Origin of the sequence: Sulfitobacter sp. AS92 (assembly GCF_038900015.1) — a bacterium.
GTDB lineage: Bacteria > Pseudomonadota > Alphaproteobacteria > Rhodobacterales > Rhodobacteraceae > Sulfitobacter.
The window spans coordinates 334,741-356,706 of sequence record NZ_JBBMQL010000001.1 but is presented as its reverse complement, the minus strand read 5'-3'; the positions used below and the strand labels follow the sequence as shown (position 1 = coordinate 356,706).

Annotated in this window: 22 protein-coding genes; 11 read left to right on the top strand and 11 right to left on the bottom strand. The window is 60.4% G+C overall.

Features of this window, described 5'->3' with window-relative positions; translation table 11 throughout:
* Positions 1-24 precede the first annotated feature (24 nt).
* Positions 25-1,512, bottom strand: coding sequence for an ABC transporter substrate-binding protein (locus tag WNY61_RS01705; protein WP_342849721.1), 1,488 nt, complete (start codon positions 1,510-1,512; stop codon positions 25-27).
* 238 nt (positions 1,513-1,750) lie between these two features.
* Here WNY61_RS01705 and WNY61_RS01700 point away from each other — a divergent pair, with 238 nt between their 5' ends.
* Positions 1,751-2,881, top strand: a complete 1,131-nt coding sequence (locus WNY61_RS01700) for an FAD-dependent oxidoreductase (protein ID WP_342849720.1) — start codon at positions 1,751-1,753, stop codon at positions 2,879-2,881.
* On the opposite strand, the gene rlmN is transcribed toward WNY61_RS01700, so the two are convergent.
* Together rlmN and WNY61_RS01690 are read right to left on the bottom strand one after the other, a co-directional pair.
* On the bottom strand, positions 2,878-4,059 hold the full coding sequence (gene rlmN / locus WNY61_RS01695) for a 23S rRNA (adenine(2503)-C(2))-methyltransferase RlmN (protein WP_342849719.1): 1,182 nt from the start codon (positions 4,057-4,059) through the stop codon (positions 2,878-2,880). The two genes, WNY61_RS01700 and rlmN, sit on opposite strands and share 4 nt — an antisense overlap.
* A gap of 91 nt (positions 4,060-4,150) precedes the next feature.
* Entirely contained in the window at positions 4,151-4,651 is a 501-nt protein-coding gene (locus tag WNY61_RS01690; RefSeq protein ID WP_120352082.1) for a MarR family transcriptional regulator, read from the bottom strand.
* A 234-nt stretch (positions 4,652-4,885) separates the two neighbouring features.
* Between WNY61_RS01690 and ectA the strand changes: the two genes are divergently transcribed.
* The 4 genes from ectA to WNY61_RS01670 are packed head-to-tail and all read left to right on the top strand — an operon-like array spanning position 4,886 to position 8,602.
* Positions 4,886-5,419, top strand: a complete 534-nt coding sequence (gene ectA / locus WNY61_RS01685; protein ID WP_120352083.1) for a diaminobutyrate acetyltransferase — start codon at positions 4,886-4,888, stop codon at positions 5,417-5,419.
* Between the two features lie 53 nt (positions 5,420-5,472).
* Positions 5,473-6,765 (top strand): diaminobutyrate--2-oxoglutarate transaminase, encoded by a 1,293-nt coding sequence (gene ectB / locus WNY61_RS01680; RefSeq protein ID WP_342849718.1) that lies wholly within the window; start codon positions 5,473-5,475, stop codon positions 6,763-6,765.
* A gap of 5 nt (positions 6,766-6,770) precedes the next feature.
* Positions 6,771-7,163: an ectoine synthase gene (locus tag WNY61_RS01675; RefSeq protein WP_342849717.1), complete on the top strand. Its 393-nt coding sequence runs from the start codon at positions 6,771-6,773 to the stop codon at positions 7,161-7,163.
* Between the two features lie 5 nt (positions 7,164-7,168).
* A complete protein-coding gene (locus tag WNY61_RS01670; RefSeq protein ID WP_342849716.1) occupies positions 7,169-8,602 on the top strand; it encodes an aspartate kinase in 1,434 nt (477 codons plus the stop codon).
* Positions 8,603-8,959: 357 nt separating this feature from the next.
* Here the strand turns inward: WNY61_RS01670 and WNY61_RS01665 are convergent, their stop codons facing one another.
* Entirely contained in the window at positions 8,960-9,481 is a 522-nt protein-coding gene (locus WNY61_RS01665; protein WP_342849988.1) for an invasion associated locus B family protein, read from the bottom strand.
* A 188-nt stretch (positions 9,482-9,669) separates the two neighbouring features.
* Between WNY61_RS01665 and WNY61_RS01660 the strand changes: the two genes are divergently transcribed.
* Positions 9,670-10,653: an asparaginase gene (locus WNY61_RS01660; protein WP_342849715.1), complete on the top strand. Its 984-nt coding sequence runs from the start codon at positions 9,670-9,672 to the stop codon at positions 10,651-10,653.
* 19 nt (positions 10,654-10,672) lie between these two features.
* On the opposite strand, the gene WNY61_RS01655 is transcribed toward WNY61_RS01660, so the two are convergent.
* Entirely contained in the window at positions 10,673-10,987 is a 315-nt protein-coding gene (locus WNY61_RS01655; RefSeq protein WP_342849714.1) for a YciI family protein, read from the bottom strand.
* A gap of 188 nt (positions 10,988-11,175) precedes the next feature.
* Positions 11,176-12,051, bottom strand: coding sequence for a phosphoserine phosphatase SerB (serB, locus tag WNY61_RS01650; RefSeq protein ID WP_342849712.1), 876 nt, complete (start codon positions 12,049-12,051; stop codon positions 11,176-11,178).
* Positions 12,052-12,205: 154 nt separating this feature from the next.
* Here serB and WNY61_RS01645 point away from each other — a divergent pair, with 154 nt between their 5' ends.
* Together WNY61_RS01645 and serA are read left to right on the top strand one after the other, a co-directional pair.
* Positions 12,206-13,369, top strand: coding sequence for a phosphoserine transaminase (locus tag WNY61_RS01645; protein ID WP_342849711.1), 1,164 nt, complete (start codon positions 12,206-12,208; stop codon positions 13,367-13,369).
* Positions 13,370-13,436: 67 nt separating this feature from the next.
* On the top strand, positions 13,437-15,032 hold the full coding sequence (serA, locus tag WNY61_RS01640) for a phosphoglycerate dehydrogenase (RefSeq protein ID WP_342849710.1): 1,596 nt from the start codon (positions 13,437-13,439) through the stop codon (positions 15,030-15,032).
* 55 nt (positions 15,033-15,087) lie between these two features.
* On the opposite strand, the gene WNY61_RS01635 is transcribed toward serA, so the two are convergent.
* Positions 15,088-15,462, bottom strand: coding sequence for a hypothetical protein (locus WNY61_RS01635; RefSeq protein ID WP_342849709.1), 375 nt, complete (start codon positions 15,460-15,462; stop codon positions 15,088-15,090).
* A 14-nt stretch (positions 15,463-15,476) separates the two neighbouring features.
* On the bottom strand, positions 15,477-15,926 hold the full coding sequence (locus tag WNY61_RS01630; RefSeq protein WP_342849708.1) for a cupin domain-containing protein: 450 nt from the start codon (positions 15,924-15,926) through the stop codon (positions 15,477-15,479).
* A gap of 94 nt (positions 15,927-16,020) precedes the next feature.
* Between WNY61_RS01630 and WNY61_RS01625 the strand changes: the two genes are divergently transcribed.
* Complete coding sequence (locus WNY61_RS01625; protein ID WP_342849707.1) at positions 16,021-16,974, top strand: LysR family transcriptional regulator; 954 nt, start codon at positions 16,021-16,023, stop codon at positions 16,972-16,974.
* A gap of 60 nt (positions 16,975-17,034) precedes the next feature.
* On the top strand, positions 17,035-17,763 hold the full coding sequence (locus tag WNY61_RS01620) for a metallophosphoesterase (protein ID WP_342849706.1): 729 nt from the start codon (positions 17,035-17,037) through the stop codon (positions 17,761-17,763).
* Positions 17,764-17,768: 5 nt separating this feature from the next.
* Here WNY61_RS01620 and tdh read toward each other — a convergent pair whose 3' ends face one another.
* From tdh to WNY61_RS01605, 3 genes are all read right to left on the bottom strand, one after another.
* Positions 17,769-18,809 carry an L-threonine 3-dehydrogenase gene (tdh, locus tag WNY61_RS01615; protein ID WP_342849705.1) on the bottom strand — a complete coding sequence of 347 codons (1,041 nt, stop codon included), beginning with the start codon at positions 18,807-18,809 and terminating at the stop codon, positions 17,769-17,771.
* Positions 18,806-19,993, bottom strand: coding sequence for a glycine C-acetyltransferase (locus WNY61_RS01610; RefSeq protein WP_342849704.1), 1,188 nt, complete (start codon positions 19,991-19,993; stop codon positions 18,806-18,808). The genes tdh and WNY61_RS01610 overlap by 4 nt, the downstream gene beginning before the upstream one ends.
* 94 nt (positions 19,994-20,087) lie before the next feature.
* The gene (locus tag WNY61_RS01605) at positions 20,088-20,654 is read right to left on the bottom strand and encodes a helix-turn-helix domain-containing protein (protein ID WP_342849987.1); all 567 of its coding nucleotides are present in this window, start codon (positions 20,652-20,654) and stop codon (positions 20,088-20,090) included.
* Between the two features lie 115 nt (positions 20,655-20,769).
* Between WNY61_RS01605 and WNY61_RS01600 the strand changes: the two genes are divergently transcribed.
* Positions 20,770-21,951 carry an acetyl-CoA C-acyltransferase family protein gene (locus WNY61_RS01600; RefSeq protein ID WP_342849703.1) on the top strand — a complete coding sequence of 394 codons (1,182 nt, stop codon included), beginning with the start codon at positions 20,770-20,772 and terminating at the stop codon, positions 21,949-21,951.
* Positions 21,952-21,966: the final 15 nt, after the last annotated feature.

Sequence of the window (21,966 nt, the reverse complement as noted above, 5' to 3'; positions counted from 1 at the left end):
GCAAGGCACCGCAGCCGGTTTAGGTCAATTGGCGACGCTGACGCCTTTGAGCGGCATGTAAAGCACCGGCGAAGAGGCCCAGTAGCCTTCGACCCCCTCCCGGAAAACACCCAGAAGCGGCAGCTGGAACAGAAATGCGTGGACCGATTGATCCGACAGCATCTGCTGGCCCTGCTTGAGCAGTTCGTCGCGCTTAGCCGAGTCGACCTCTGTCGTGATCTGCTCCCACAGCGCTGTCATCTCAGCATTGTCATAGCCATAGAAGTAATCCGGCCCGCGGGCGAAATTGCCCATGTCGTTGGGGCTGGTGTGGGCGATGATGGTCATGTCGAAATTCTTCTTCTTATAGACCTCATCGATCCAAAAACCCCATTCGACGTTCTCTACCTTGGCATCAATCCCGGCTTCGGCCAGTTCATTCTGGATGATCTCTGCCGAGCGGGTGGCATATGGGAACGGCGGCACGCGCAGGGTCATGGTCTGGCCTGCAACGCCTGCATCCTCGAACATCGTCTTGGCTTTTTCGGTGTCATGCGGATAGGCGCCGGTCAGGTCGACATAGGCGGTGCCATGCGGGGGGTAGAAGCTGCCAATGGGCACGGCTTGGCCATACATCGCGCCTTCGATGATTTCATCGCGGTCGATGGCCGTGGCCACGGCGCGGCGCACTTCGACATTGTCGAACGGCGGCTTGGCATTGTTCATGGCGAGGATCACTTCGCCCTCGGTTGAGCCGACATTGACGCGGAAGCGCGGGTCGGCTTCGAATTGCGGCAGCAGCTCGGGCGCGGGGAAGCCAGGGAAGGCGTCGAGTTCTTCGGCCATCATCGCAGCGGTGGCGGCAGCGGGGTCAGAGATGAAGCGGAACACCACCTTATCCAGCGCCACATCAGCCGCATCGCGGTGATCGGGGTTCTTGACCAAGGTCAGGCGGTCGCCACGGGTCCAGCTGTCAAACTTGAAGGGGCCGGAGCCCACCGGGTTGGCATTGTTGCCCTCTGCAGTTTCGGAAGCGACGATGGCGCTGTCGCCCTGCCCCATGTTGAACAGGAAAAACGCATCCTTGCCGCTGAGCGTGATCTCAACTGTTTGCGGATCAATGGCTTCGACGCTCGTGATCGGCTCGAAAATATCCTTGGAGGGGTTCACGCTCTCCTCGGCCATGGCGCGGTCGAAGGAGAAGACCACATCCTCCGCGTCCAGTGCGCTGCCATCGTGAAACATCACGCCCTCGGCCAGATGGAAAGTATAGGTCAGCCCGTCTTCGGACACGTCCCACTTAGTCGCAAGGTTGGGCTGCACTTCGCCATTCTCGGCCACCGTGGTCAGCGATTCAAAGACGTTTTGCGTCATCATACTGTCGATGGAGGCGGTCGCATCCGCCGTTGGATCAAGCGAGGTCGGCTCTTGCTGCATGCCGACGACAAGTTCAGCAGCGGCAGAGGCGGATGCCATGAGGCCAAAGGCCAGTGTCAGCGCGGGAAGGGTTTTGGTAAGGGGCAGGTCAAACATGGGGCAGCACTCCTGTTGGCAGGAGCATCAATCGAACCGGCAGACCGGGCGCCCCTTTTTAACAGACTGCGCCGGGCGAGGGCATCCGGTCAACGGCTTTGCGGCTCGGGCGGAAAACTTCATGCAATTGCAACATACTGGCAGGTTTTCCCGCTGCTGCTTCCAACCTTGAATTCGCCTGTATCCACCCTTTTGCCCAGTTGCGGGCGGTGCTAGCCTTTGCGCAAAGGGGACGACTATGAACACCTCCACCACCGGTTTTGACTGCATTGTCATCGGCGCGGGCATTGCTGGCGCCTCTGTCGCGGCGGAACTGGCCAGTGATCGGCGCGTGTTGCTGCTGGAGCGGGAAAGCCAGCCCGGCTATCACACCACGGGCCGGTCCGCCGCGCTGTTTACCGTGACCTATGGGCCTGAGGTGATCCGTGCTTTGTCTCGTGCCTCTGCCGCGTTCTTCAAAAATCCCACCAGCCCGTATCTGGACCACCCGCTGTTGGAGCCGCGCGGGGCGGTTTTTGTCGCGCGGCAGGATCAGAGAGCCTCACTCGCCCGTATGGCCGAAGAGTTAGGACCGCATGTCACCCCGCTCACCGGGGCGGAGATCGAAACCCTCGTGCCACTGCTGCGCAAGGATTATGCCGCAGCCGGACTGCGCGATGGGTCGGCGGCAGATATCGACGTGAATGGGCTGCACCAACATTACCTCAAGACCTTTCGTGCAGCAGGCGGCGTCTTGCAGACCAAGGCCGAGGTGCTGTCACTGCGCAAAGACGGCGATTGGCAGGTTGATACCCCGCAGGGCCAGTTTCACGCCCCTGTCATCGTCAACGCCGCAGGCGCATGGGCGGATGAAATTGCGACGATGGCAGGCCTTACCCCCGTGGGCCTTACCCCCAAACGCCGCACTGCGCTGACCGTGGCCCCGCCCGAGGGCGTGGTGCCCGACCGCTGGCCAATGGTGGTGGATATTGATGAGCAGTTCTACCTTAAGGCCGATGCGGGCAAGCTGCTGATCTCTCCAGCGGACGCGACCCCCTCCGCGCCCTGCGACGCGCAGCCCGAGGAATTGGATGTGGCGATCTGTATTGACCGGATCGAAACTGCCTTTGACCTCAGCCTGCGGCGGATTGAGAGCCGTTGGGCGGGGCTGCGCAGCTTTGTGCCCGATGGCGACCCGGTCGCGGGGTTTGATCCTAAAGGAGAAGGGTTCTTTTGGCTGGCGGGGCAAGGCGGTTATGGCATTCAAACCGCGCCTGCTCTGGCCCGCGCTGCCGCCGCTTTGGTGCGGGGCGAAGATATCCCCGGCGACATCGCCGCCGAGGGGGTTACTGTGTCCGCCCTTGCAAGGGGCCGGGCCGGGCTGGCTTAGCCGCCCATTCCAGCTTCGGCTTCGATCTGCTTGCGCGACTTGCGCGCGCGTTCTGTCGCTGATTTCAGCTGACCGCAGGCGGCCATGATGTCTTCGCCACGCGGTTTACGCACGGGCGAGGCATAGCCCGCGTTATAGACAATATCCGCAAACGCGCGAATGCGGTTGTTCGACGACCGCTCATAGGGCGAACCGGGCCATTCGTTGAAAGGGATCAGGTTGATCTTGGCCGGGATGCCCTTGATCAGTTCAACCAAACGATGCGCGTCTTCGTCGCTGTCGTTCACGCCCTTCAGCATCACATATTCAAAGGTGATCCGCTCGGAATTGCTGACCTTGGGATAGGCGCGTAGGGCGTCGAGCAGTTCTTCGATATTCCAACGCTTGTTGATCGGCACCAGCTTGTTGCGCACCTCATCGGTGGTGGCGTGGAACGACACGGCCAACTGGCAGCCGATTTCGGCGGCGGTGCGGTGAATCTCGGGCACGACGCCAGAGGTCGAGAGCGTAATCCGACGGCGCGACAGTTGAATCCCCTCAGGGTCCATCGCGATCTTCATCGCATCGCGCACGTTCTCGAAGTTATAAAGCGGCTCACCCATGCCCATCAGCACGATATTGCTCAAAAGACGGGCCTCTTCGGTCCGAGTGCCGGTCTCGGGCCATTCATCCAGATCGTCGCGCGCCACCATAACCTGACCAATGATCTCAGCGGCGGTGAGGTTACGCACCAGTTTCTGCGTGCCGGTGTGGCAGAAGGAACAGGTCAGCGTGCAGCCCACTTGGCTGGACACACATAGCGTGCCACGGCCCTCTTCAGGGATATAGACCACCTCAACTTCATGGCCGCCTGCGATCCGCACCAGATACTTTCGCGTGCCGTCTTCGCTTTCCTGCCGGGTCACGACCTCAGGCACTTCGATCACGAATTTCTCTGCCAGTTCAGCGCGGTAGCCTTTGGCAAGATTGGTCATGGAGTCGAAATCACGCACACCCCACTGATAAATCCACTGCCAGATTTGCCCCACACGCATCTTTGCCTGTTTCTCGGGCGTGCCGTTTGCGATCAACACGTCACGCATAGCGTCACGGGTCAGACCGACAAGGTTGATCGGCCCCTCGGGCAACTTGCGGGGAAGGGTCATCACGTCTTGGGTGATGGGCGCGGAAGCGGACATTTTAAAGACTCACAGGCTAGGGATGGGTCTCTATATAGGGAATGACGCGATTTGCAAAAGGGTTTGGCTGCCCGCGCTTTTGAGGTCAACCTTAATAGGTCTTTTTGCTCATCCGCAATTCACCGGTCGCCAGAACCGGCGCGGCATCCAAACTGTCTACATTCAGCATCGCCGCCACACGCTCCAACGAAGACACCAACTGCGCCTGCTCCCAATCGGCGAGATCGGCAAAGGCGCGGACGTAGCGCTGTTGCAACGCATCGGGGGCTTCCTCCAACACATCCTCACCTTGGGTGGTCAGGGTGATGTTGGTTTGCCGACGGTCCTGCGCCGAGGGCTGCCGCGAGACCAAACTGCGCGCCACCAACTTATCGACTAACGCGGTCACGGTCGCTTGGCTGACGCCCATCTGATTGGCGAGGGTCTTGGCTGTGGGGTCTTTCTTCTCTCCGACGATCTGCAAAACCCGCAGTTGCGCCGGGGTGACCCCTGCGGCCTGCGCCAAATCGCGGGCATAGAGTTCGGTAGCGCGCAAAATGCGGCGTAAAGCGATCAGACTCTCGTCGACCCGGTCGGGATGTTTTTGCGTCATGGTGCATCATTGCACAATGGGGACGATTTCAGCAATCGCTCTCAACTGCCCTGAACGCTTAGTATAGCTAAGCGAAACGCGCCAATTTCGTTAGCCTTACGAAACAAATATGCACATGAGCATGGCCCTGAAACAACGCTATAAGCGTATTTTGAGGTATTTTGCTTTGAATGTTGAAGTATGACTGCACATGCCCTACTTAGCTTATCGAAACAATAAGGGAGCCCCGAACGGATGCAGAATGAACTCGACATGAAAAAAGCCCGCACACCCAAACTGCGCAAGCCCAATGCCGAGGACGGAGCTGCCATTTGGCAGTTGATTCGCGACTGCAAGCCGCTCGACGAGAACTCGCTTTACGCGAACCTGATCCAGGCCGACCACTTCCGCGACACTTGTGTTGTGGCTGAGATGGACGGCGACATCGTTGGCTGGATCTCCGGCCATATGATCCCTGCGCAAGACGCCTTCTTTGTCTGGCAGGTTGCCGTTAGCCCCAAGGCCCGTGGCCTTGGTCTGGGTAAAACCATGCTGATGGAACTCGTGAACCGCGATGAAACTGAGGACGCCAAAACCCTCAAGACTACGATCACCCGGGACAATGACGCCTCCTGGGGGCTGTTCCGCAGCTTTGCGAACCACGTCGGCGGCGACCTTTCGGATGCGCCCCACTTTACCAAAGACGCCCATTTCGATGGCGCGCACGACACCGAACATATGGTGACGATCACGCTGCCCGAGACTGCGCCGCTAAAACGCGCCGCGTAAACCGCAGCTGACAATTCACACGACAGACTCTCTTGAAGAGAAAGGATATTCCTATGCCCAAAGACATGGCACAGAACACAACGATCTTTACCCGCCGCGAGAGCGAAGCGCGCTCCTATTGCCGTGGCATGAACGCCGTTTTCACCCGCGCAAGCGGGTCCGAGATGTTTGACGAAGACGGCAACCGCTACATCGACTTCCTCGCCGGCTGTTCCTCGTTGAACTATGGCCACAACGACCCTGATATGAAGTCGGCGCTGGTGGATCACATCACGGCGGACGGTATTGCCCATGGTCTCGACTTTCACAGTGACACCAAGGCCGCTTTCCTGAACGCCTATGAGGAAAACATCCTCAAGCCGCGCGGCATGGACTATAAAATCATGATGACCGGCCCGACTGGCACCAACGCCGTTGAGGCTGCGATCAAGCTTGCACGCAAGGTGACGGGGCGCACGAATGTGATCTCCTTCACCAACGGTTTCCATGGCATGACCATGGGCGCGCTGGCGCTGACCGGCAACAAAGGCAAACGCGGCGGCGCGGGCGGTGGCTCGCTGGCCGACGTGACGCATATGCCCTTCGAGGGATCGCTCGGCGAGAACGTCAACACGCTTGAAATGATCGATGCGATGTTGTCGAACCCGTCGTCGGGCATCGACGCGCCTGCGGCATTCATCTTTGAGCCGATCCAAGGCGAAGGCGGTCTGAACGCGGCCTCCGACGCATGGATGCAGGGCATCGAGAAAATCGCCCGCAAGCATGGCGCGCTGCTGATCATCGACGACATTCAGGCGGGCTGTGGCCGTTCGGGCAGCTTCTTTTCGTTTGAGGCGTCCGGCATCAAGCCCGACATGGTCACCCAAGCGAAATCGCTTTCCGGTTTCGGCCTGCCTTTCGCGGCCCTGCTGATCGCGCCTGAGCATGACATCTGGAAGCCAGCCGAGCACAACGGCACCTTCCGTGGCAACACCCACGCCTTTGTCACCGCCCGCGTCGCGATCGAGAAATTTTGGTCCGACGACAAATTCGAAAAGTCGTTGGCCGAGAAAGCTGTCGTGTTGACCACCGCGCTCAAGGATGTCGCTGATCTGGTCGAAGGTGCCACGCTGAAAGGCCGCGGCCTGATGCAGGGCGTCGACGTAGGCTCGGGCGAACTGGCCGGTGCAATCTGTGCGCGTGCCTATGAATTGGGCCTCGTGATCGAAACATCGGGCGCGAACGACGAAATCGTCAAATATCTTGCCCCGCTCACCACGCCAGAGAATGTCATGCGCGAAGGGTTTGATATCCTTCTGCAGGCGACCCGCGATGTGACGGGCAACATGAAACTGGCAGCGGAGTAATACCGATGATTGTACGCGATTTTAACAAACTTCAGGGCACAGACCGTCACGTTGGTGACGCTCAATGGACGTCCACACGCTTGCTTTTGGCTGATGACAAGATGGGATTCTCTTTCCACATCACCGTTCTTGAGGCCGGGTCGGAACACACGTTCCACTACAAGCACCACTTTGAGAGCGTCTATTGCATGAAGGGCAAGGGGTCGATCACCGATCTCGCCACCGGCGAGACCCACGAGATCACCCCCGGCGTGATGTACGCGCTGGACCTGAACGACAAACACACCCTGCGCGCAGAGGAAGAACTGCACATGGCGTGCTGCTTCAACCCGCCAGTCACTGGCAACGAAGTGCACCGTGAAGACGGCTCCTATGCGCCTGCCGAGGAGGTAGCGTAACTTATATGACCCAACCGTCCCACACTGTCGAAAAAATCGGCGGGACGTCCATGTCCCGCGTGAACCAGCTCAAGGATACGCTCTTTGTCAGTGACCGCAAGGGCGCGGACATCTACGGGCGCGTCTTCGTGGTCTCCGCCTTTGGCGGGATCACGAACCTGCTGCTGGAGCATAAAAAATCCGGCGAGCCGGGCGTCTATGCCCATCTGGCCAACGCCAGCAATGATCACGGCTGGCACGAAGCGCTGACCCGCGTGTCCGCCGAGATGCAGCGCGTGCACCGCGAAGTGCTTGAGCATCCCGGTGATATTGAGCAGGCCGACGCCTTTGTGTCTGAGCGCACCCATGGCGCTCGCAATTGCCTGATCGACCTGCAACGCCTTTGCGCCTACGGCCACTTCCGCCTGTCGGAACACATGTTGCAGATCCGTGAGTTGCTCTCCGGTCTGGGCGAGGCGCATTCCGCTTTCGTCACCACGATCATGCTGCAACGCGCTGGTGTGAATGCCCGTTTCGTTGACCTCTCGGGTTGGCGTGATGAGGGCAATGTCACGCTGGATGAGCGCATTGAGCAGGCGATGGACGGCATCGACCCGCACACCGAAATGCCCATCGTAACCGGCTATGCGCAATGCGCCGAAGGGCTGATGCGTGAGTTTGATCGTGGCTATTCCGAGGTGACCTTCTCTAAGCTCGCCGCCCTCACTGGCGCGCGTGAGGCGATCATTCACAAGGAATTTCATCTGTCGTCCTGCGACCCAAAACTGGTCGGCGAACATGCCGTCAAAAAGATCGGCCGCACGAACTATGACGTGGCGGATCAGCTGTCGAACATGGGGATGGAAGCAATCCACCCCAAAGCGGCTAAGACCCTGCGTCAGGCCGATGTGCCGTTGCGCGTGACCAACGCCTTTGAGCCCGAAGACCCCGGCACGCTGATCGACGACCGCAAGGCAGAGACGCCTGCGGTGGAGATCGTCACCGGCCTAGATATCGTGGCATTTGAGTTGTTCGAGCAGGATATGGTCGGCGTCAAAGGCTATGACACTGCGATTTTGGAGGTGCTCACGCGCCACAATGTTCGGATCGTTTCCAAGGTCTCGAATGCGAACACGATCACACACTATCTGGATGCCTCGCTCAAGACGATGCGCCGGGTAGAGAAGGATCTGGCGCAGATTTACCCTGCGGCTGAGATCACAACCCGCACGCTATCGATGGCCTCGGTCATTGGGCGTGACCTGAACGGTCTGTCGGTTCTCCAGCGTGGCTTGGTGGCCATCGCAGATGCCGGTCAGACGGCGATCGGGGCGAGCCAAGGGCCGCGCAGTGTGGATGTGCAGTTCATCGTTGAACGCGAGTCGCTACAGCCGGTGATCAAGGCGCTTCACGGAGCGTTCATCGAAGAGGCCGCTACGCCACTATCGCGGGCTGCCTGAGATAAAACCAAAATTAGGTCGCGGCCTCCGAAAGGGGGCCGCGATTTTTTGTTTCCATATAAGTTTGACAATGAGGGCCAGCGCCTGCCCGCGGGTCGGCGATCTAAGCGTGGTTCATGCCACTTTATGGCTCAAAAATGATGCGCCTTCGCAATGTCGCTCCCAGCCTTGCCAAATCGCCTACCCGGTCGCACCAAAGGTGCGCCCAATCTGCATAAGGCATGCCTTTGGCATGACGCGCGGGCAGACGATGGCCCGGCGCCTGCGGCTTGATTCCGGGCTTGGCCGCCACCCTGACCCGCAAACGAAAAACGGCCCCGCAATCGCGAGGCCGTTTCTATTCAAATCCGTAGCAGATCAGCCGCCGCAGCGCTTCGCCGCATCCTCAACCGCCGCTGTGAACCCCAGCAGCGAGAAAGAATCGCTCGTCTGAGTCCCGCGCGAAGAACTACCAATCAACTTTGCGTCCGCGCCACGTTTCATCGCCGCGATGATCTTGGCATCGTCCGCCGTGGTCGCAGGCCATGCCCACTCCCCTTCGGTGAACAACTCAAACACATTGCCCGAGATATCCATCGTCACGGTCGAGCCGGATGCAAAAGGATAACCGCCGGTAAAGGCAACTTGACCCTTGGCCTCAGCCGACGGTCGGTAGAATACCATCAACAACGTCTGGCCCCGGTTCACCGCAACAACCCGACCATCGCGGGTGTTCACGACTTCCTTCGGGGTTGATACACCCCAGCATTCCGTCGGGTTATCTTCTACAAAGACGCTCCAGTCGGTCTTGGCAGCCACCCGATTGGTGCTCTGCTCCTGCGCCACTGCGCCGCTTGCCACAAGGGCGAGCGCCCCAAGTGCAAGACCACAAGTCTTCATCATTTCCATCTGTCCAGCCTCCAGCCGTCCTTGACCTCAACGCATCCACAGACCCCGATCAGGCAACCTCGGGCGGGTTGCTCTCTTGCGGGCGTCTGCTATCTGTTCGACACCAACCACAAAAACGGCAAACGCGCGACCGACGAAACCCTGATTGGCAGGTTTTCGCCCAGAATCAGGAAGTTCCCATGAGCAAAGCAGCCCCCTTCGCAGAAATTTGGCGCGGTCCCTTTCTGGAAAGTGTTCATTCCGGGCATGCGGTGATCTGCGACGACAGCGGCCAGATTGTTGAGGCTTGGGGCGATCCTGAGAAAGTGATCCTGCCGCGCTCTTCGTCCAAGATGATCCAAGCGCTGCCGCTGATCAACTCCGGCGCTGCCGATGCGGCAGGCCTTAGCACCGAACAGCTCGCCCTCGCCTGTGCCTCGCATCAAGGGGCAGCGATCCACACAGATCGTGTTGGCGTCTGGCTCGACACACTGGGGCTGAATGACGGTGATTTCCGCTGCGGCGCGCAGGAACCCAATGACCGCGACGCCATGGAGGCGCTGATCCGCGCCCATGAGAAACCCTGCCAGATCCACAACAACTGCTCCGGCAAACACTCGGGCTTCCTGACGCTGAACAAACATCTCGGCACCGGGCCGGATTATGAAAAGCCCGACCACGCGGTGCAAAAAGCCTGCCTTGAGGCGTTTGAGACGGTCACGCAGGAAACCTCACCCGGCTATGGCATCGACGGCTGTTCGGCCCCCAACCCGGCTTGCACCCTGCACGGCATGGCGCGCGCGATGGCGCATTTCGCCGCCGCCCCCGAAGGTTCCGCCGAAGCACGCCTACACGAAGCCATGCGCCTGCACCCCGAACTTGTGGCGGGCGAAGGCCGGGCTTGCACCGAGTTGATGCGCGCAATGGACGGTAAGGTCGCGCTGAAAACCGGGGCTGAAGGTTTCTTCATCGCCATCTGGCCTGAACGCAAACTCGGCATCGCGCTCAAAGCCGCCTGCGGCACGACCCGCGCCGCCGAATGCGCGATCACCGCGCTGCTGGTCAAACTGGGCGCATTGGATGCAAACCACCCCGCCGCGCTCAAGCGGATGAACGCGCCGATCACCAACTGGCGCGGGCTTCAAACCGGGATGCTGAAACCAGCGGCTGAACTGGCCAGATAGACCCGCCCAGAGGTCGCGCCTACATTTCCATCACAGGCGCGACTTCAACCGACCCGCTGCCATCGGCGACCATCGGACAGCCCAGGGCCATCTTGCAGGCGCTATCCATGTCGGCGGCCCGTACCACCGTGAAGCCCGAGAGTGGATTGGCCCCGCCATCGTCCGCCGTGCCCTGTGCACTCACCGTTTTGGACATGCCGACTGGGTTGCCGGGGTTCACGATATGCTCCCCCATTTCCTCAAACCAAGCGCCCCATGCCGCCATGGCTTTCTCGCCCTCTTCCTGAGATTCCGGGGTCTTGCCCCCGTGATACGCAAAAATAAAATCCGGCATCGTTCTTCTCCCTATTGCAATGCGGCACAGGAAAACTGTGCTCAGGCTCTGCCAAGGAGAATGCCACCATACGGCAAAATGTCGAACAGCGCGGCAGGGCCGGGCCAGCTGTGCCATGCCCTATTACCGCCACTTCTGCGCTGCGAGTCAAATCAGGCTTTTGTGTCAGGTCAAATCAGGCTTTTGTGTCAGCCCGCAAATTCGGTGCGCGCATAGCCCTGCACAAAGAGCAGCGCAGTCAGATCACCATAGTTAATTCGGATGTCACACTCCGCCGCGACTGAGGGTTTCGCATGCAGTGCCACCCCCATGCCCGCGCGGCCTAACATGCCCAGATCATTGGCCCCGTCGCCAACGGCGATAACCTGATCTTCGGTGATTCCCAGCTTCGCGGTGATCTCTTCCAGCGCGGTGACCTTGGCCTCGCGCCCCAAGATTGGCAGGCCAACTTCGCCAGTCAGCGCGGCCTGGTCGACGAGCAGCGTATTGGCGCGATTCTCGTCAAAGCCCAGCATTTTGGCCACTTTGGCGGTGAAGGCCGTGAACCCGCCTGAGACCAGCGCCGCATAGCCGCCATTGGTCTTCATCGTGCCCAGCAGCGCACCGCCGCCGGGCATTAGGGTGATGCGCTCGGCCAGCACCTTGTCGATTACGCTGGCCTCTAACCCTTTCAACAGCCCGACCCGTTCGCGCAGCGCGCCGTCAAAGTCCAACTCGCCGTTCATGGCGCGGGCGGTGATCTCTTTCACATGCGCGCCAACGCCTGCTTCTTCGGCCAATTCGTCGATACATTCTTGCTGAATCATCGTGCTGTCCATATCGGCCAGCAGCATCTTCTTGCGCCGCCCCTCGGTGGGCACGATCACCAGATCGACCCCCATCGACTGGCAGTTTTCCCAAACATCCCAACGATTTTCAGGCATCTGTCCAAGCGGGAATTCCGCCGCCTCATCCGGCGCGAGCCAGATCACATCGCCTCCGCCCCAAGCGTTGCGCAGGCTTTCCACCAGCGCCGGGTCAAGCGTGGGATTGGTGGGGGAGGTCAACAAGATTGCCGTGAACATAAGTTTCCGATCCGCATCATTCGCGCCGCGCAAAGCGACATGACCGGCGTCCTAGCGCCATTTTGCGACTTGCGCCAGTCCGGCTTCCCCGCGTATGCCGACAAGTGGGACACCCTTCCCCAACGAAGGGCGATTATCTGAGAGGGTAGCATAAATGGCTATTACACAACCGGCATCGCGCCCGGACACGAAACCCGTTGCCGTACCGGCGAACCCACGTTTCTCATCCGGCCCCTGCGCCAAAATCCCCACATTCGACCTGACCAAGCTGGCGGACGCACCGCTGGGCCGCAGCCACCGTGCAGCACCCGGCAAGGCCAAACTGCTGGAGGCAATCGAGACCACCCGCGAAGTACTCGGCGTGCCTGCGGACTACCGCATCGGCATCGTGCCCGCCTCTGACACCGGCGCATTCGAGATGGCCATGTGGTCGCTCTTGGGCGAACGCCCGGCTGAGATGGTCGCATGGGAAAGCTTCGGCGCAGGCTGGGTTACCGATGTCGTCAAACAGCTGAAAATCGAAGCGCAGGTTCACACCGCCGAGTATGGCGAGATCGTAGACATGGCCGCGCTGAATTATGACAATGACGTCTGCTTCACTTGGAACGGCACCACCTCCGGCGTGCGGATGGCGAACGGCGACGCGATCCCCGCGGACCGCGCGGGTCTGACGCTTTGCGATGCCACTTCGTCGGCCTTTGCAATGGACCTGCCGTGGGACAAGCTGGATGTGACGACCTTCTCTTGGCAGAAGGTGCTGGGCGGCGAAGCGGCGCACGGCATGCTGATCCTGTCACCCCGCGCTGTTAAGCGGCTGGAGAATTACACCCCCGCATGGCCCCTGCCGAAAATCTTCCGCCTGACCAAGGGCGGTAAGTTGAATGAGGGCATCTTCAAGGGCGAGACAATCAACACGCCTTCCATGCTTTGCGTCGAAGATTACCTGCTGGCGCTGGACTGGGCGAAATCCGTGGGTGGCCTCAAAGGGCTGATCGCGCGGGCCGATGCCAATACCAAGGCGATTGCCGATTTCGTTGACGCGCATGACTGGATTGATTTCCTCGCCACCGATCCGGCGACACGGTCCAACACGTCGGTCTGCCTGAAGTTCACCGATGACCGCATTCAGGACGGCGCAGCCTTTGCCAAGGCCGTGGCCAAGCGGTTGGAAACCGAGGGCGCAGCACTCGACATTGGCGCCTACCGCGATGCCCCTCCGGGCCTGCGCATCTGGTGTGGCGGCACGGTTGAGACGGCCGATATCGAAGCGATGCTGCCGTGGCTCGAATGGGCTTTCGAGACTGAAATCAACGCCTAAAGCATTCCGGCAGGCGCGTACCCCCACGCGCCGCCCCTGCCCCATATTTTTAAAAAGGACCACAAACATGGCTCCCAAAGTACTCATCTCCGACAGCCTCAGCGAAGCCGCTGTTCAAATCTTCCGCGACCGTGGCATCGATGTCGATTTCCAGCCTGATTTGGGCAAGGACAAAGACAAGCTCGCCGAAATCATCGGCAACTACGATGGCCTCGCAATCCGCTCTGCGACCAAGGTGACCGAAAAGATCCTCGCCGCTGCGCCGAACCTCAAGGTCATTGGTCGCGCGGGCATCGGCACCGACAACATCGACAAAGAAGCCGCGTCGAAACAGGGTGTGATCGTAATGAACACACCCTTCGGCAACATGATCACCACCGCCGAACATGCCATCGCAATGATGTTCGCCGTGGCGCGTCAAATCCCCGAAGCGTCGGCCTCCACCCACGCCGGCAAATGGGAAAAGTCCAAGTTCATGGGCGTTGAGCTGACCGGCAAGACCTTGGGCGTGATCGGCGCGGGCAACATCGGTGGCATCGTTTGCGACCGTGCGCGCGGGCTGAAGATGAAAGTCGTGGCCTATGACCCCTTCTTGGGCGAAGAAAAAGCCGAAGAGATGGGCGTTGAGAAGGTTGAGCTCGAAGATCTGCTCAAGCGCGCTGATTTCATCACGCTGCATGTGCCCTACACCGATCAAACGGCAAACATTCTGGGCCGCGAAAACCTTGCCAAAACCAAGCCCGGCGTGCGCATCATCAACTGCGCCCGTGGCGGTCTGGTTGACGAAGAAGCACTGGCCGAAATGCTGAAATCCGGCCATGTGGCTGGCGCTGCCTTTGACGTCTTCGCCGAAGAACCGGCAAAGGAAAACCCGCTGTTCAACCTGCCCAACGTTGTCTGCACGCCCCACCTCGGCGCCGCCACCACCGAAGCGCAAGAAAACGTGGCGCTTCAAGTGGCCGAGCAGATGTCAGATTACCTGCTGACCGGTGCCGTGACCAACGCGCTGAACATGCCATCGGTCACCGCCGAAGAAGCCAAAGTCATGGGCCCATGGGTCAAGCTGGCCGGGCATCTTGGCGCATTTATCGGTCAGATGACCGATGAGCCGATCAAGGCGATCAACATCCTCTATGACGGTTCCGTCGGCCAGATGAACCTCAAGGCGCTGAACTGTGGTGTCGTGGCGGGCATCATGAAACGCGCCAACCCGGATGTGAACATGGTCTCCGCCCCCGTGGTTGCCCGCGAAAAAGGCATCCAGATCAGCACCACCAACCAAGACAAATCCGGCGTGTTCGACGGCTATGTCAAAGTGACCGTGGTGACCGAGAAACGCGAACGCTCCATCGCGGGCACCGTCTTCTCTGATGGCAAGCCGCGCTTCATCCAGATCAAAGGCATCACCATCGACGCCGAGATCGGTGAGCATATGCTCTACACCACCAACGAAGACGTGCCGGGCATTATCGGCACCTTGGGTCAGACAATGGGCGAGAACGGCGTGAACATCGCTAACTTTACCCTTGGCCGCCACACGGCGAAGGGCGAGGCGATTGCCCTGCTCTATGTCGATGATCAGGTGCCCGAGGCGGTGATCGGCAAGCTGCGCGACACCGGCATGTTCCGCCAGATCAAGCCGCTGCAATTCGACGTCGCCTGATTTAAGCTTTGGCCAGTACACGTAAAAGCGCTCCCTCGCGGGGGCGCTTTTTTCGTTACGGTGACGGTTCTCGGCTCCGAATGAGAACCACAATGAAAATCAAAGCAGACAGAATGGTCAGCAGTGACCCCAGTTTGGCCAACGTCTCCCCTGCGCCGGTCAGGGCCATGACGATCCCAGGGACAAGGATTACCAACCCCACCACCGCCACACCGAAATGCGGCCACGCTAGACGGCTCGCCGCGGCGCGCGGCACGAGGTGGTAATAAAATCCGTAGATTGCAAAAGTGACCCAGCCCAACAGGTTAAGGTGCGCATGGGCCGGTGATAGGGAATGGTCCCCGCTTGCCGACATCTGAATGCCCCAAGCCATGCCGGTCAGCACAGCCACCGTACCGCAGATCAAAAATGCGAATGAAAGTCCACGCACTGTTCTTCTCCCTCTTAGGCTGCTGCCAATGGTGGGCCGGTAAAGGCCAGATGGTACTGCGCGGCGCGCTTGGTAATCTCTTCCATGTCATCTGGGATCGCCAATTGATCGCGCCCCATCTCGACAAAGAAGCCCTCGAAACCGCCGGGCGTCAGGATCACCAGATGCAGGGCCGGTTCATCCCCCACCACGCGAAAGGTATGCTCAGACCCGCGCGGGACAAAGACTGTCTCGCCCGCGCCTAAGATCGACCGATTGCCGTTAAGCAGGAATTCCGACCTCCCGCTCAGAATTACAAAGGTCTCATCCGCGTCCTGATGCACATGCAACGGCGGGCCGCTATCGGGGGGTGCTTCCGCGCGGACAATGGACATTGCCCCGCCGCTGGCCTCTTTCGAGAGAATGATTTCATAGGTCGTACCAAGCCATTCAACCGGCGCCATCTCCTTTGCATTGCTCTTCATTTCTGACCCTCCATCTGTTTGCGCTATGACAGTAAGGGTCTCATGCCGCGTTTAATTCTGGAAACTCATAGATCTTATTCCTACTATTGATGGCATGAATTTATCCGGCTTCGACCTCAATCTCTTACGGGTGCTGGACGCGCTGCTGCGTGAGAATTCGACCGTCGCAGCGGGCCGGCGCATCGGGTTGTCCCAACCGGCTGTCTCTGCCGCACTGGGACGGCTGCGCGTGGCACTAGCCGATCCGCTATTCGTGCGCGTAGGGCAACGGTTGGAGCCAACCCAATTCGCCATAGGTCTGGCAGAGCCTCTGCGTCGGGCGCTGGATGAGGTGGAATTCCTGCTTGCTGGCCCACCGCAGTTCGATCCCGCCTCCGCGGTGGACCGGTTCGTTCTTTCTGGCAGTGATTTCTTTGCAGAAATGCTGATGCCGCCCTTGGGCGACCATCTGGCTAAACTGGCCCCCGGCATTCTGTTGCAACTGGTCGATCTGGTGCCGGATAACTACATCGCGCCGCTGAGAACCCACGAAGTTGATTTGGCCCTAATCCCGCAATTGGAGTACCCCGGGTGGGTCGATTATCAGCCGCTGTTCAACTCCAGCTTCGCCGTTATTGCCCGCCGTGGGCATCCCCGCCTCACCGCCGCGGGCCTTGCGCCGGGCAATGCGATCCCGCTCGATCTGCTATGCGATCTGGGCCACATCCTATTCTCTCCCGAAGGCCAGACTGCCGCAATGGGTGACGCAGCACTGGCGCGCGTGGGCCGGCAACGTCGCGTGGTTATGACCCTGCCGGTCTTCTACGGGGTCTTCAGCGCGGTGGCGGGCAGTGACCATGTGGCTTTCGTGCCGCAACAAATGGCGCACCGCTTGGCAGGCAAATTGCAGATCGACGTCTATGCCACGCCTTTCCCGATGCCCACGCCCCTGATCGGTATGTATTGGCACAAGCGCGCCACCAACGCCCCCGCGCACCGCTGGCTGCGTGAGCAGATTGCCACGCTGATGTTGCCCCTGAACACAGATGAAGCCGGCCTGCCCGGCTGAGCCTTCCCTTTCGCGTCGCATTGCGGCATCACGTGGGGGCGCAGAAGGACAAAAAAGATTATGCCCAGCCCCATCTATGCCATCGGAGACATCCACGGTTACGCCGCCGAGCTTGAGCGCGTGTTGGTTTTGATCGAAGAAGACGGCGGGCATGACGCGCGCATCGTCTTCCTCGGCGATTACACCGACCGCGGCCCCGACAGCAGCGCGGTGATTGAGCGGCTGGCAAGCGGCAAGGCCGAGGGCCGCAACTGGACCTTCTTGATGGGCAACCATGACCGCATGTTCAGCTGGTTTATGGAGGATTTCCCCCGCCACGATCCGCTTCTGCTGGTTGAGCTTAATTGGCTGAACCCGCGTTTGGGGGGCGACACGACGCTCGGCTCCTACGGGGTATCGGTTAGCGGGCGCGACCGGATGTCAGACATTCATGCGAAAGCCCGTGAAGCGGTGCCGCAGGCGCATGTAGACTTCTTAAAAAGCCTCGGGCTGTCCCATCAAACGCCTGAGCACTTCTTTGCCCATGCAGGCGTCCGCCCCGGTGTACCACTGGACGCGCAGCGCGAGGATGATTTGCTGTGGATCCGCAAAGGGTTTCATGAGTTCACCGCAGCACACCCAAAGCTGATCGTGCATGGCCACACGCCCGTGGACAGCGCCACGCATTACGGCAACCGCGTGAACCTCGATACCGGGGCGGGCTACGGCAAGCCGCTTTGCGCCGCGGTGTTTGAGGGCGACCAGGCTTGGGTGCTAACGCAACAAGGGCGCAATCGCCTGCGCCCCTGATTGGTTCAGGTCCAGTCGAGCACCACCTTACCCGACTGCCCCGACTTCATCGCGGCAAAGCCCTGCTCGAAGTCGTCCACCCCAAAGCGATGGGTGATGATGCCTGACACATCGAGCCCGTTTTCCAGCATGGCAATCATTTTGTACCAGGTCTCGAATATCTCTCGGCCATAGACGCCTTTGATGGTGATCGCCTTAAAGACGATGCGGCTCCAATCGACCGGAGACTTGCCCGGGGGGATGCCCAGCATCGCGATCCGCCCCCCCATGGTCATCGCCTCGACCATCTGATCCAGCGCCTGCTGGTTGCCAGACATCTCTAGCCCCACGTCGAAGCCTTGCTTCATCTTTAGACGCGGAATCACATCGGCCAGATCCTCCTTGGCGACGTTGACTGGCACCACATCAGCGACCTTTTCAGCCAGCGCCAGCCTCGCGGGGTTCACATCCGTGATCACAACATGCCGCGCGCCCACATGCCGCGCCACGGCGGCGGCCATGATGCCGATGGGGCCGGCGCCCGTGATGAGCACATCCTCCCCCACCAGATCAAAACTAAGCGCCGTATGCACCGCGTTACCCAAAGGGTCGAGGATCACGCCGATGTCGTCAGAAATCTCATCCGGCAGCGGCACCACGTTAAAGGCGGGCAGCTTGAGATATTGCGCAAAAGCCCCCTGCTCATTCACCCCGATGCCCCGCGTTGCGGGATCGAGGTGGAACTTGCCTGCCCGGCTTTGCCGCGACTGTTTGCCGATCAGATGCCCCTCGCCAGAGCAGCGCTGACCGATCTCCAGCCCTTCGACATTGCGGCCCAGTTCCACAATCTCGCCCGCGAACTCATGCCCGGTTATCATCGGCACCGGCACGGTCTGCGCGGCCCAATCGTCCCAGTTCCAGATGTGAATATCGGTGCCGCAGATGCCAGTTTTGTTGATCTTAATCAGCACGTCATCGGGGCCGATTTCCGGCACCGGGGCGTGGGTCATCCACAGCCCCTCGCGGGCATGCAGCTTGGAAAGCGCCTTCATTTCATTGGTGGTCATTTCAGCACCCCACAGGCTTTGCCCGCCAATTCAAAGGCTTTCAGCGCCCGGTCCAGCTGCTCGCGGGTAAGGGCTGCATTCATCTGCGTGCGAATCCGCGCCTGCCCGCGTGGCACCACCGGGAAGAAGAAACCGGAGACATAGACCCCCTCGTCAAAAAGCTTCGCCGCCATGTTCTGCGCCAGTTGCGCCTCGCCCAACATGACCGGAACGATGGGATGCTCACCGGGCAGCAGATCAAAACCCAACTTTTCCAGCCCCGCGCGCCAATAGGTGGTGTTCTCAAACAGGCGGGCGCGCAGGTCGTCGCCCTGCTCAACCAGTTCCAGCGCGCGCATGCCTGCCATCACGATCGACGAAGGCAGCGAATTGGAAAACAGATAGGGGCGCGCGCGTTGGCGCAGCAGGTCGATCACCGCCTGCGGCCCGGCGATATAGCCGCCGATCGCCCCGCCAAGCGCCTTGCCCAGCGTGCCGGTCACGATATCGACCTTTACCCCGTGGTGCGCCGGCGTGCCTTCACCCTTCGGCCCCATAAAGCCGGTGGAATGGCAATCATCCACCATGACCAGCGCCTCGTATTTCTCGGCCAGCGCCACGATATCGGGCAGGTTGGCGAGGTAGCCATCCATAGAGAATACGCCGTCCGTGGCGATCATGATGAACCGCGCGCCGTCCTCGCGGGCCTGTTTCAGCTTGGCCTCAAGATCGTCCATGTCGCTGTTGGCGTAGCGATAGCGCTTTGCCTTGCACAGACGAATGCCATCGATGATCGACGCATGGTTCAGCGCGTCCGAGATCACCGCATCCTCCGGCCCCAGCAGCGGCTCGAACAGCCCGCCATTGGCATCAAAACAGGCGGCGAAGAGGATCGAATCGTCATGGCCTAGGAAGTTCGCCAGCTTCTGCTCAAGCTCGCGGTGAATGTCCTGCGTGCCGCAGATGAAGCGGACTGAGGCCATGCCGAAGCCCTTGTCGTCCATCGCCTGTTTTGCCGTCGCAATCAGGTCGGGATGGTCGGCCAGCCCGAGATAGTTGTTGGCGCAAAGGTTAATCACCTCGCGAGTGCCGACCTCAATCTCCCCGCCCTGCGGCGTGGTAATCAGCCGCTCGCGTTTCATCATGCCCTCGGCGTCGATCTCGGCCAGGGTGTCGGTGATGTGGTCCAGAAATGCTTTGGTCATGAGTCTCTCCATTTTGAGGCTCATCTACCATAGCGGAAGCTATTCCGAAATAGAGGATTTCTTGAATAGCGGATTTTTTCCGGTATACCGGATATCAGGCGTCCTGCACGACCAAGAAGGCCCGCACCTGCCCTGCCGTAGCGCGGATGGCGTGGGGCACGTCGGCGGCGTAGCGCGCGGTGTCTCCGGCCTGCAATTGCTCGGTCCCCGCGCCGCTGGTGACCTCGACAGCCCCTTCAAAAACGCTCAGATGCTCGCGGGCACCACGGGTATGCGGGGCGCTGTCCAACATGCCGCCCTCGGCGATGAGCAGTTCATACACCTCATGATGCCCGGCTTCTTCGGGCGGGGATAGAATGCGGATGCGACAGCCGGAGCCAAGGTTGTTGATCGTTGGCACTGCCGCACTGCGCAGCACTTCAATCTGCGCTTCGGTTGGCGCGCCATCTAAAAGCCCCGCGAAATCCACCTGCAAGGCCCGGGTCAGGTTCCACAGCGTGGCGATGGTCGGGCTCGATTCCCCGCGCTCAATCTGGCTCACCATAGAGCGTGACACGCCCGATAGCTTGGCCACGGCATCAAGCGACAGCCCCTGCCCCTGCCGCGCTTCTTTCAGGCGGGCGGGCAGTTGCGTCAGGATCTTGTCATTATTTTCCGTCATGGCGGATATGTCGCGCGGCGCACTGCCCCTGTCAAGCGGCGCTTTGACGGGACGTTTCGCCTGACAATGGGTCATCTTCGCCTCATAGTGCCGCCAACGGATAGAGGAGAGCTTCATGTCAAACGATATCGTCATCTTGGGCGGCGCCCGCACTGCCATCGGCACCTTCGGCGGCGCATTGGCCGCGACCCCGCCCAGCACATTGGGCAGCATCGTCGCACGCGCCGCGATGGAGCGTGCAGGCGTCGATCCGGCCCAGATCGGCCATGTGATGTTCGGCAATGTCATCAACACTGAACCGCGCGACATGTACCTCAGCCGCGTCGCCGCGCGGGAGGCTGGCGTGCCAGATGAGGTGCCCGCGATGAACGTGAACCGCCTGTGCGGGTCGGGCGTGCAAGCGTTGGTTTCGGCAGCGCAGAGCCTGATGCTGGGCGACGCGGATTTCGCCCTTGCCGGGGGTGCCGAGAGCATGTCCCGCGCGCCTTACATCCTGCCTGATGCCCGCTGGGGCCAGAAAATGGGCGATGTACGCAGCCTTGATATGCTGCTCGGCACCCTGAATTGCCCCTTTGGAACGGGCCACATGGGCGTGACGGCGGAAAACGTGGCCGATGAACATACCATCACGCGCGAGGAAATGGACGCCTTTGCCCTGCAAAGCCAAGAGCGCGCAGCGGCGGCGATTGCGGCGGGACATTTCAAAGATCAGATCGTGCCGGTCGAGGTGAAGGTAAAGCGCGACATGGTGCCGTTTGACACCGATGAGCACCCCAAGGCGACCACCGCCGAAGCGCTGGCCGGGCTGCGCCCCGTTTTCCAGAAGGACGGGCGCGTCACGGCAGGCAATGCCAGCGGCATCAACGATGGTGCTGCGGCGCTGGTCTTGGCCCGTGCCGAAGCGGCTGAGGCCGCCGGGTTGAAACCCCGCGCGCGGATTTTGGGCTATGCCCATGCCGGTGTGCGGCCTGAGGTGATGGGCATCGGGCCGATCCCTGCCGTGCAGAACCTGCTGAAGCGCACGGGGTTGAAGGTCAGTGATTTCGACGTGATCGAGAGCAACGAAGCCTTCGCCAGCCAAGCGCTGGCCGTGAGCAAGGAACTGGGCTTCGACCCCGCGAAGGTGAACCCGAATGGTGGAGCAATTGCGCTTGGCCACCCTGTCGGCGCGACGGGCGCGATCATCACCGTGAAGGCACTTCACGAGCTAGAACGGATCGGCGGTTCGAAGGCGTTGATCACTATGTGCATCGGCGGCGGACAGGGCATCGCGCTTGCGATTGAACGTATCGCCTAAGGAAAGACAGGGGGC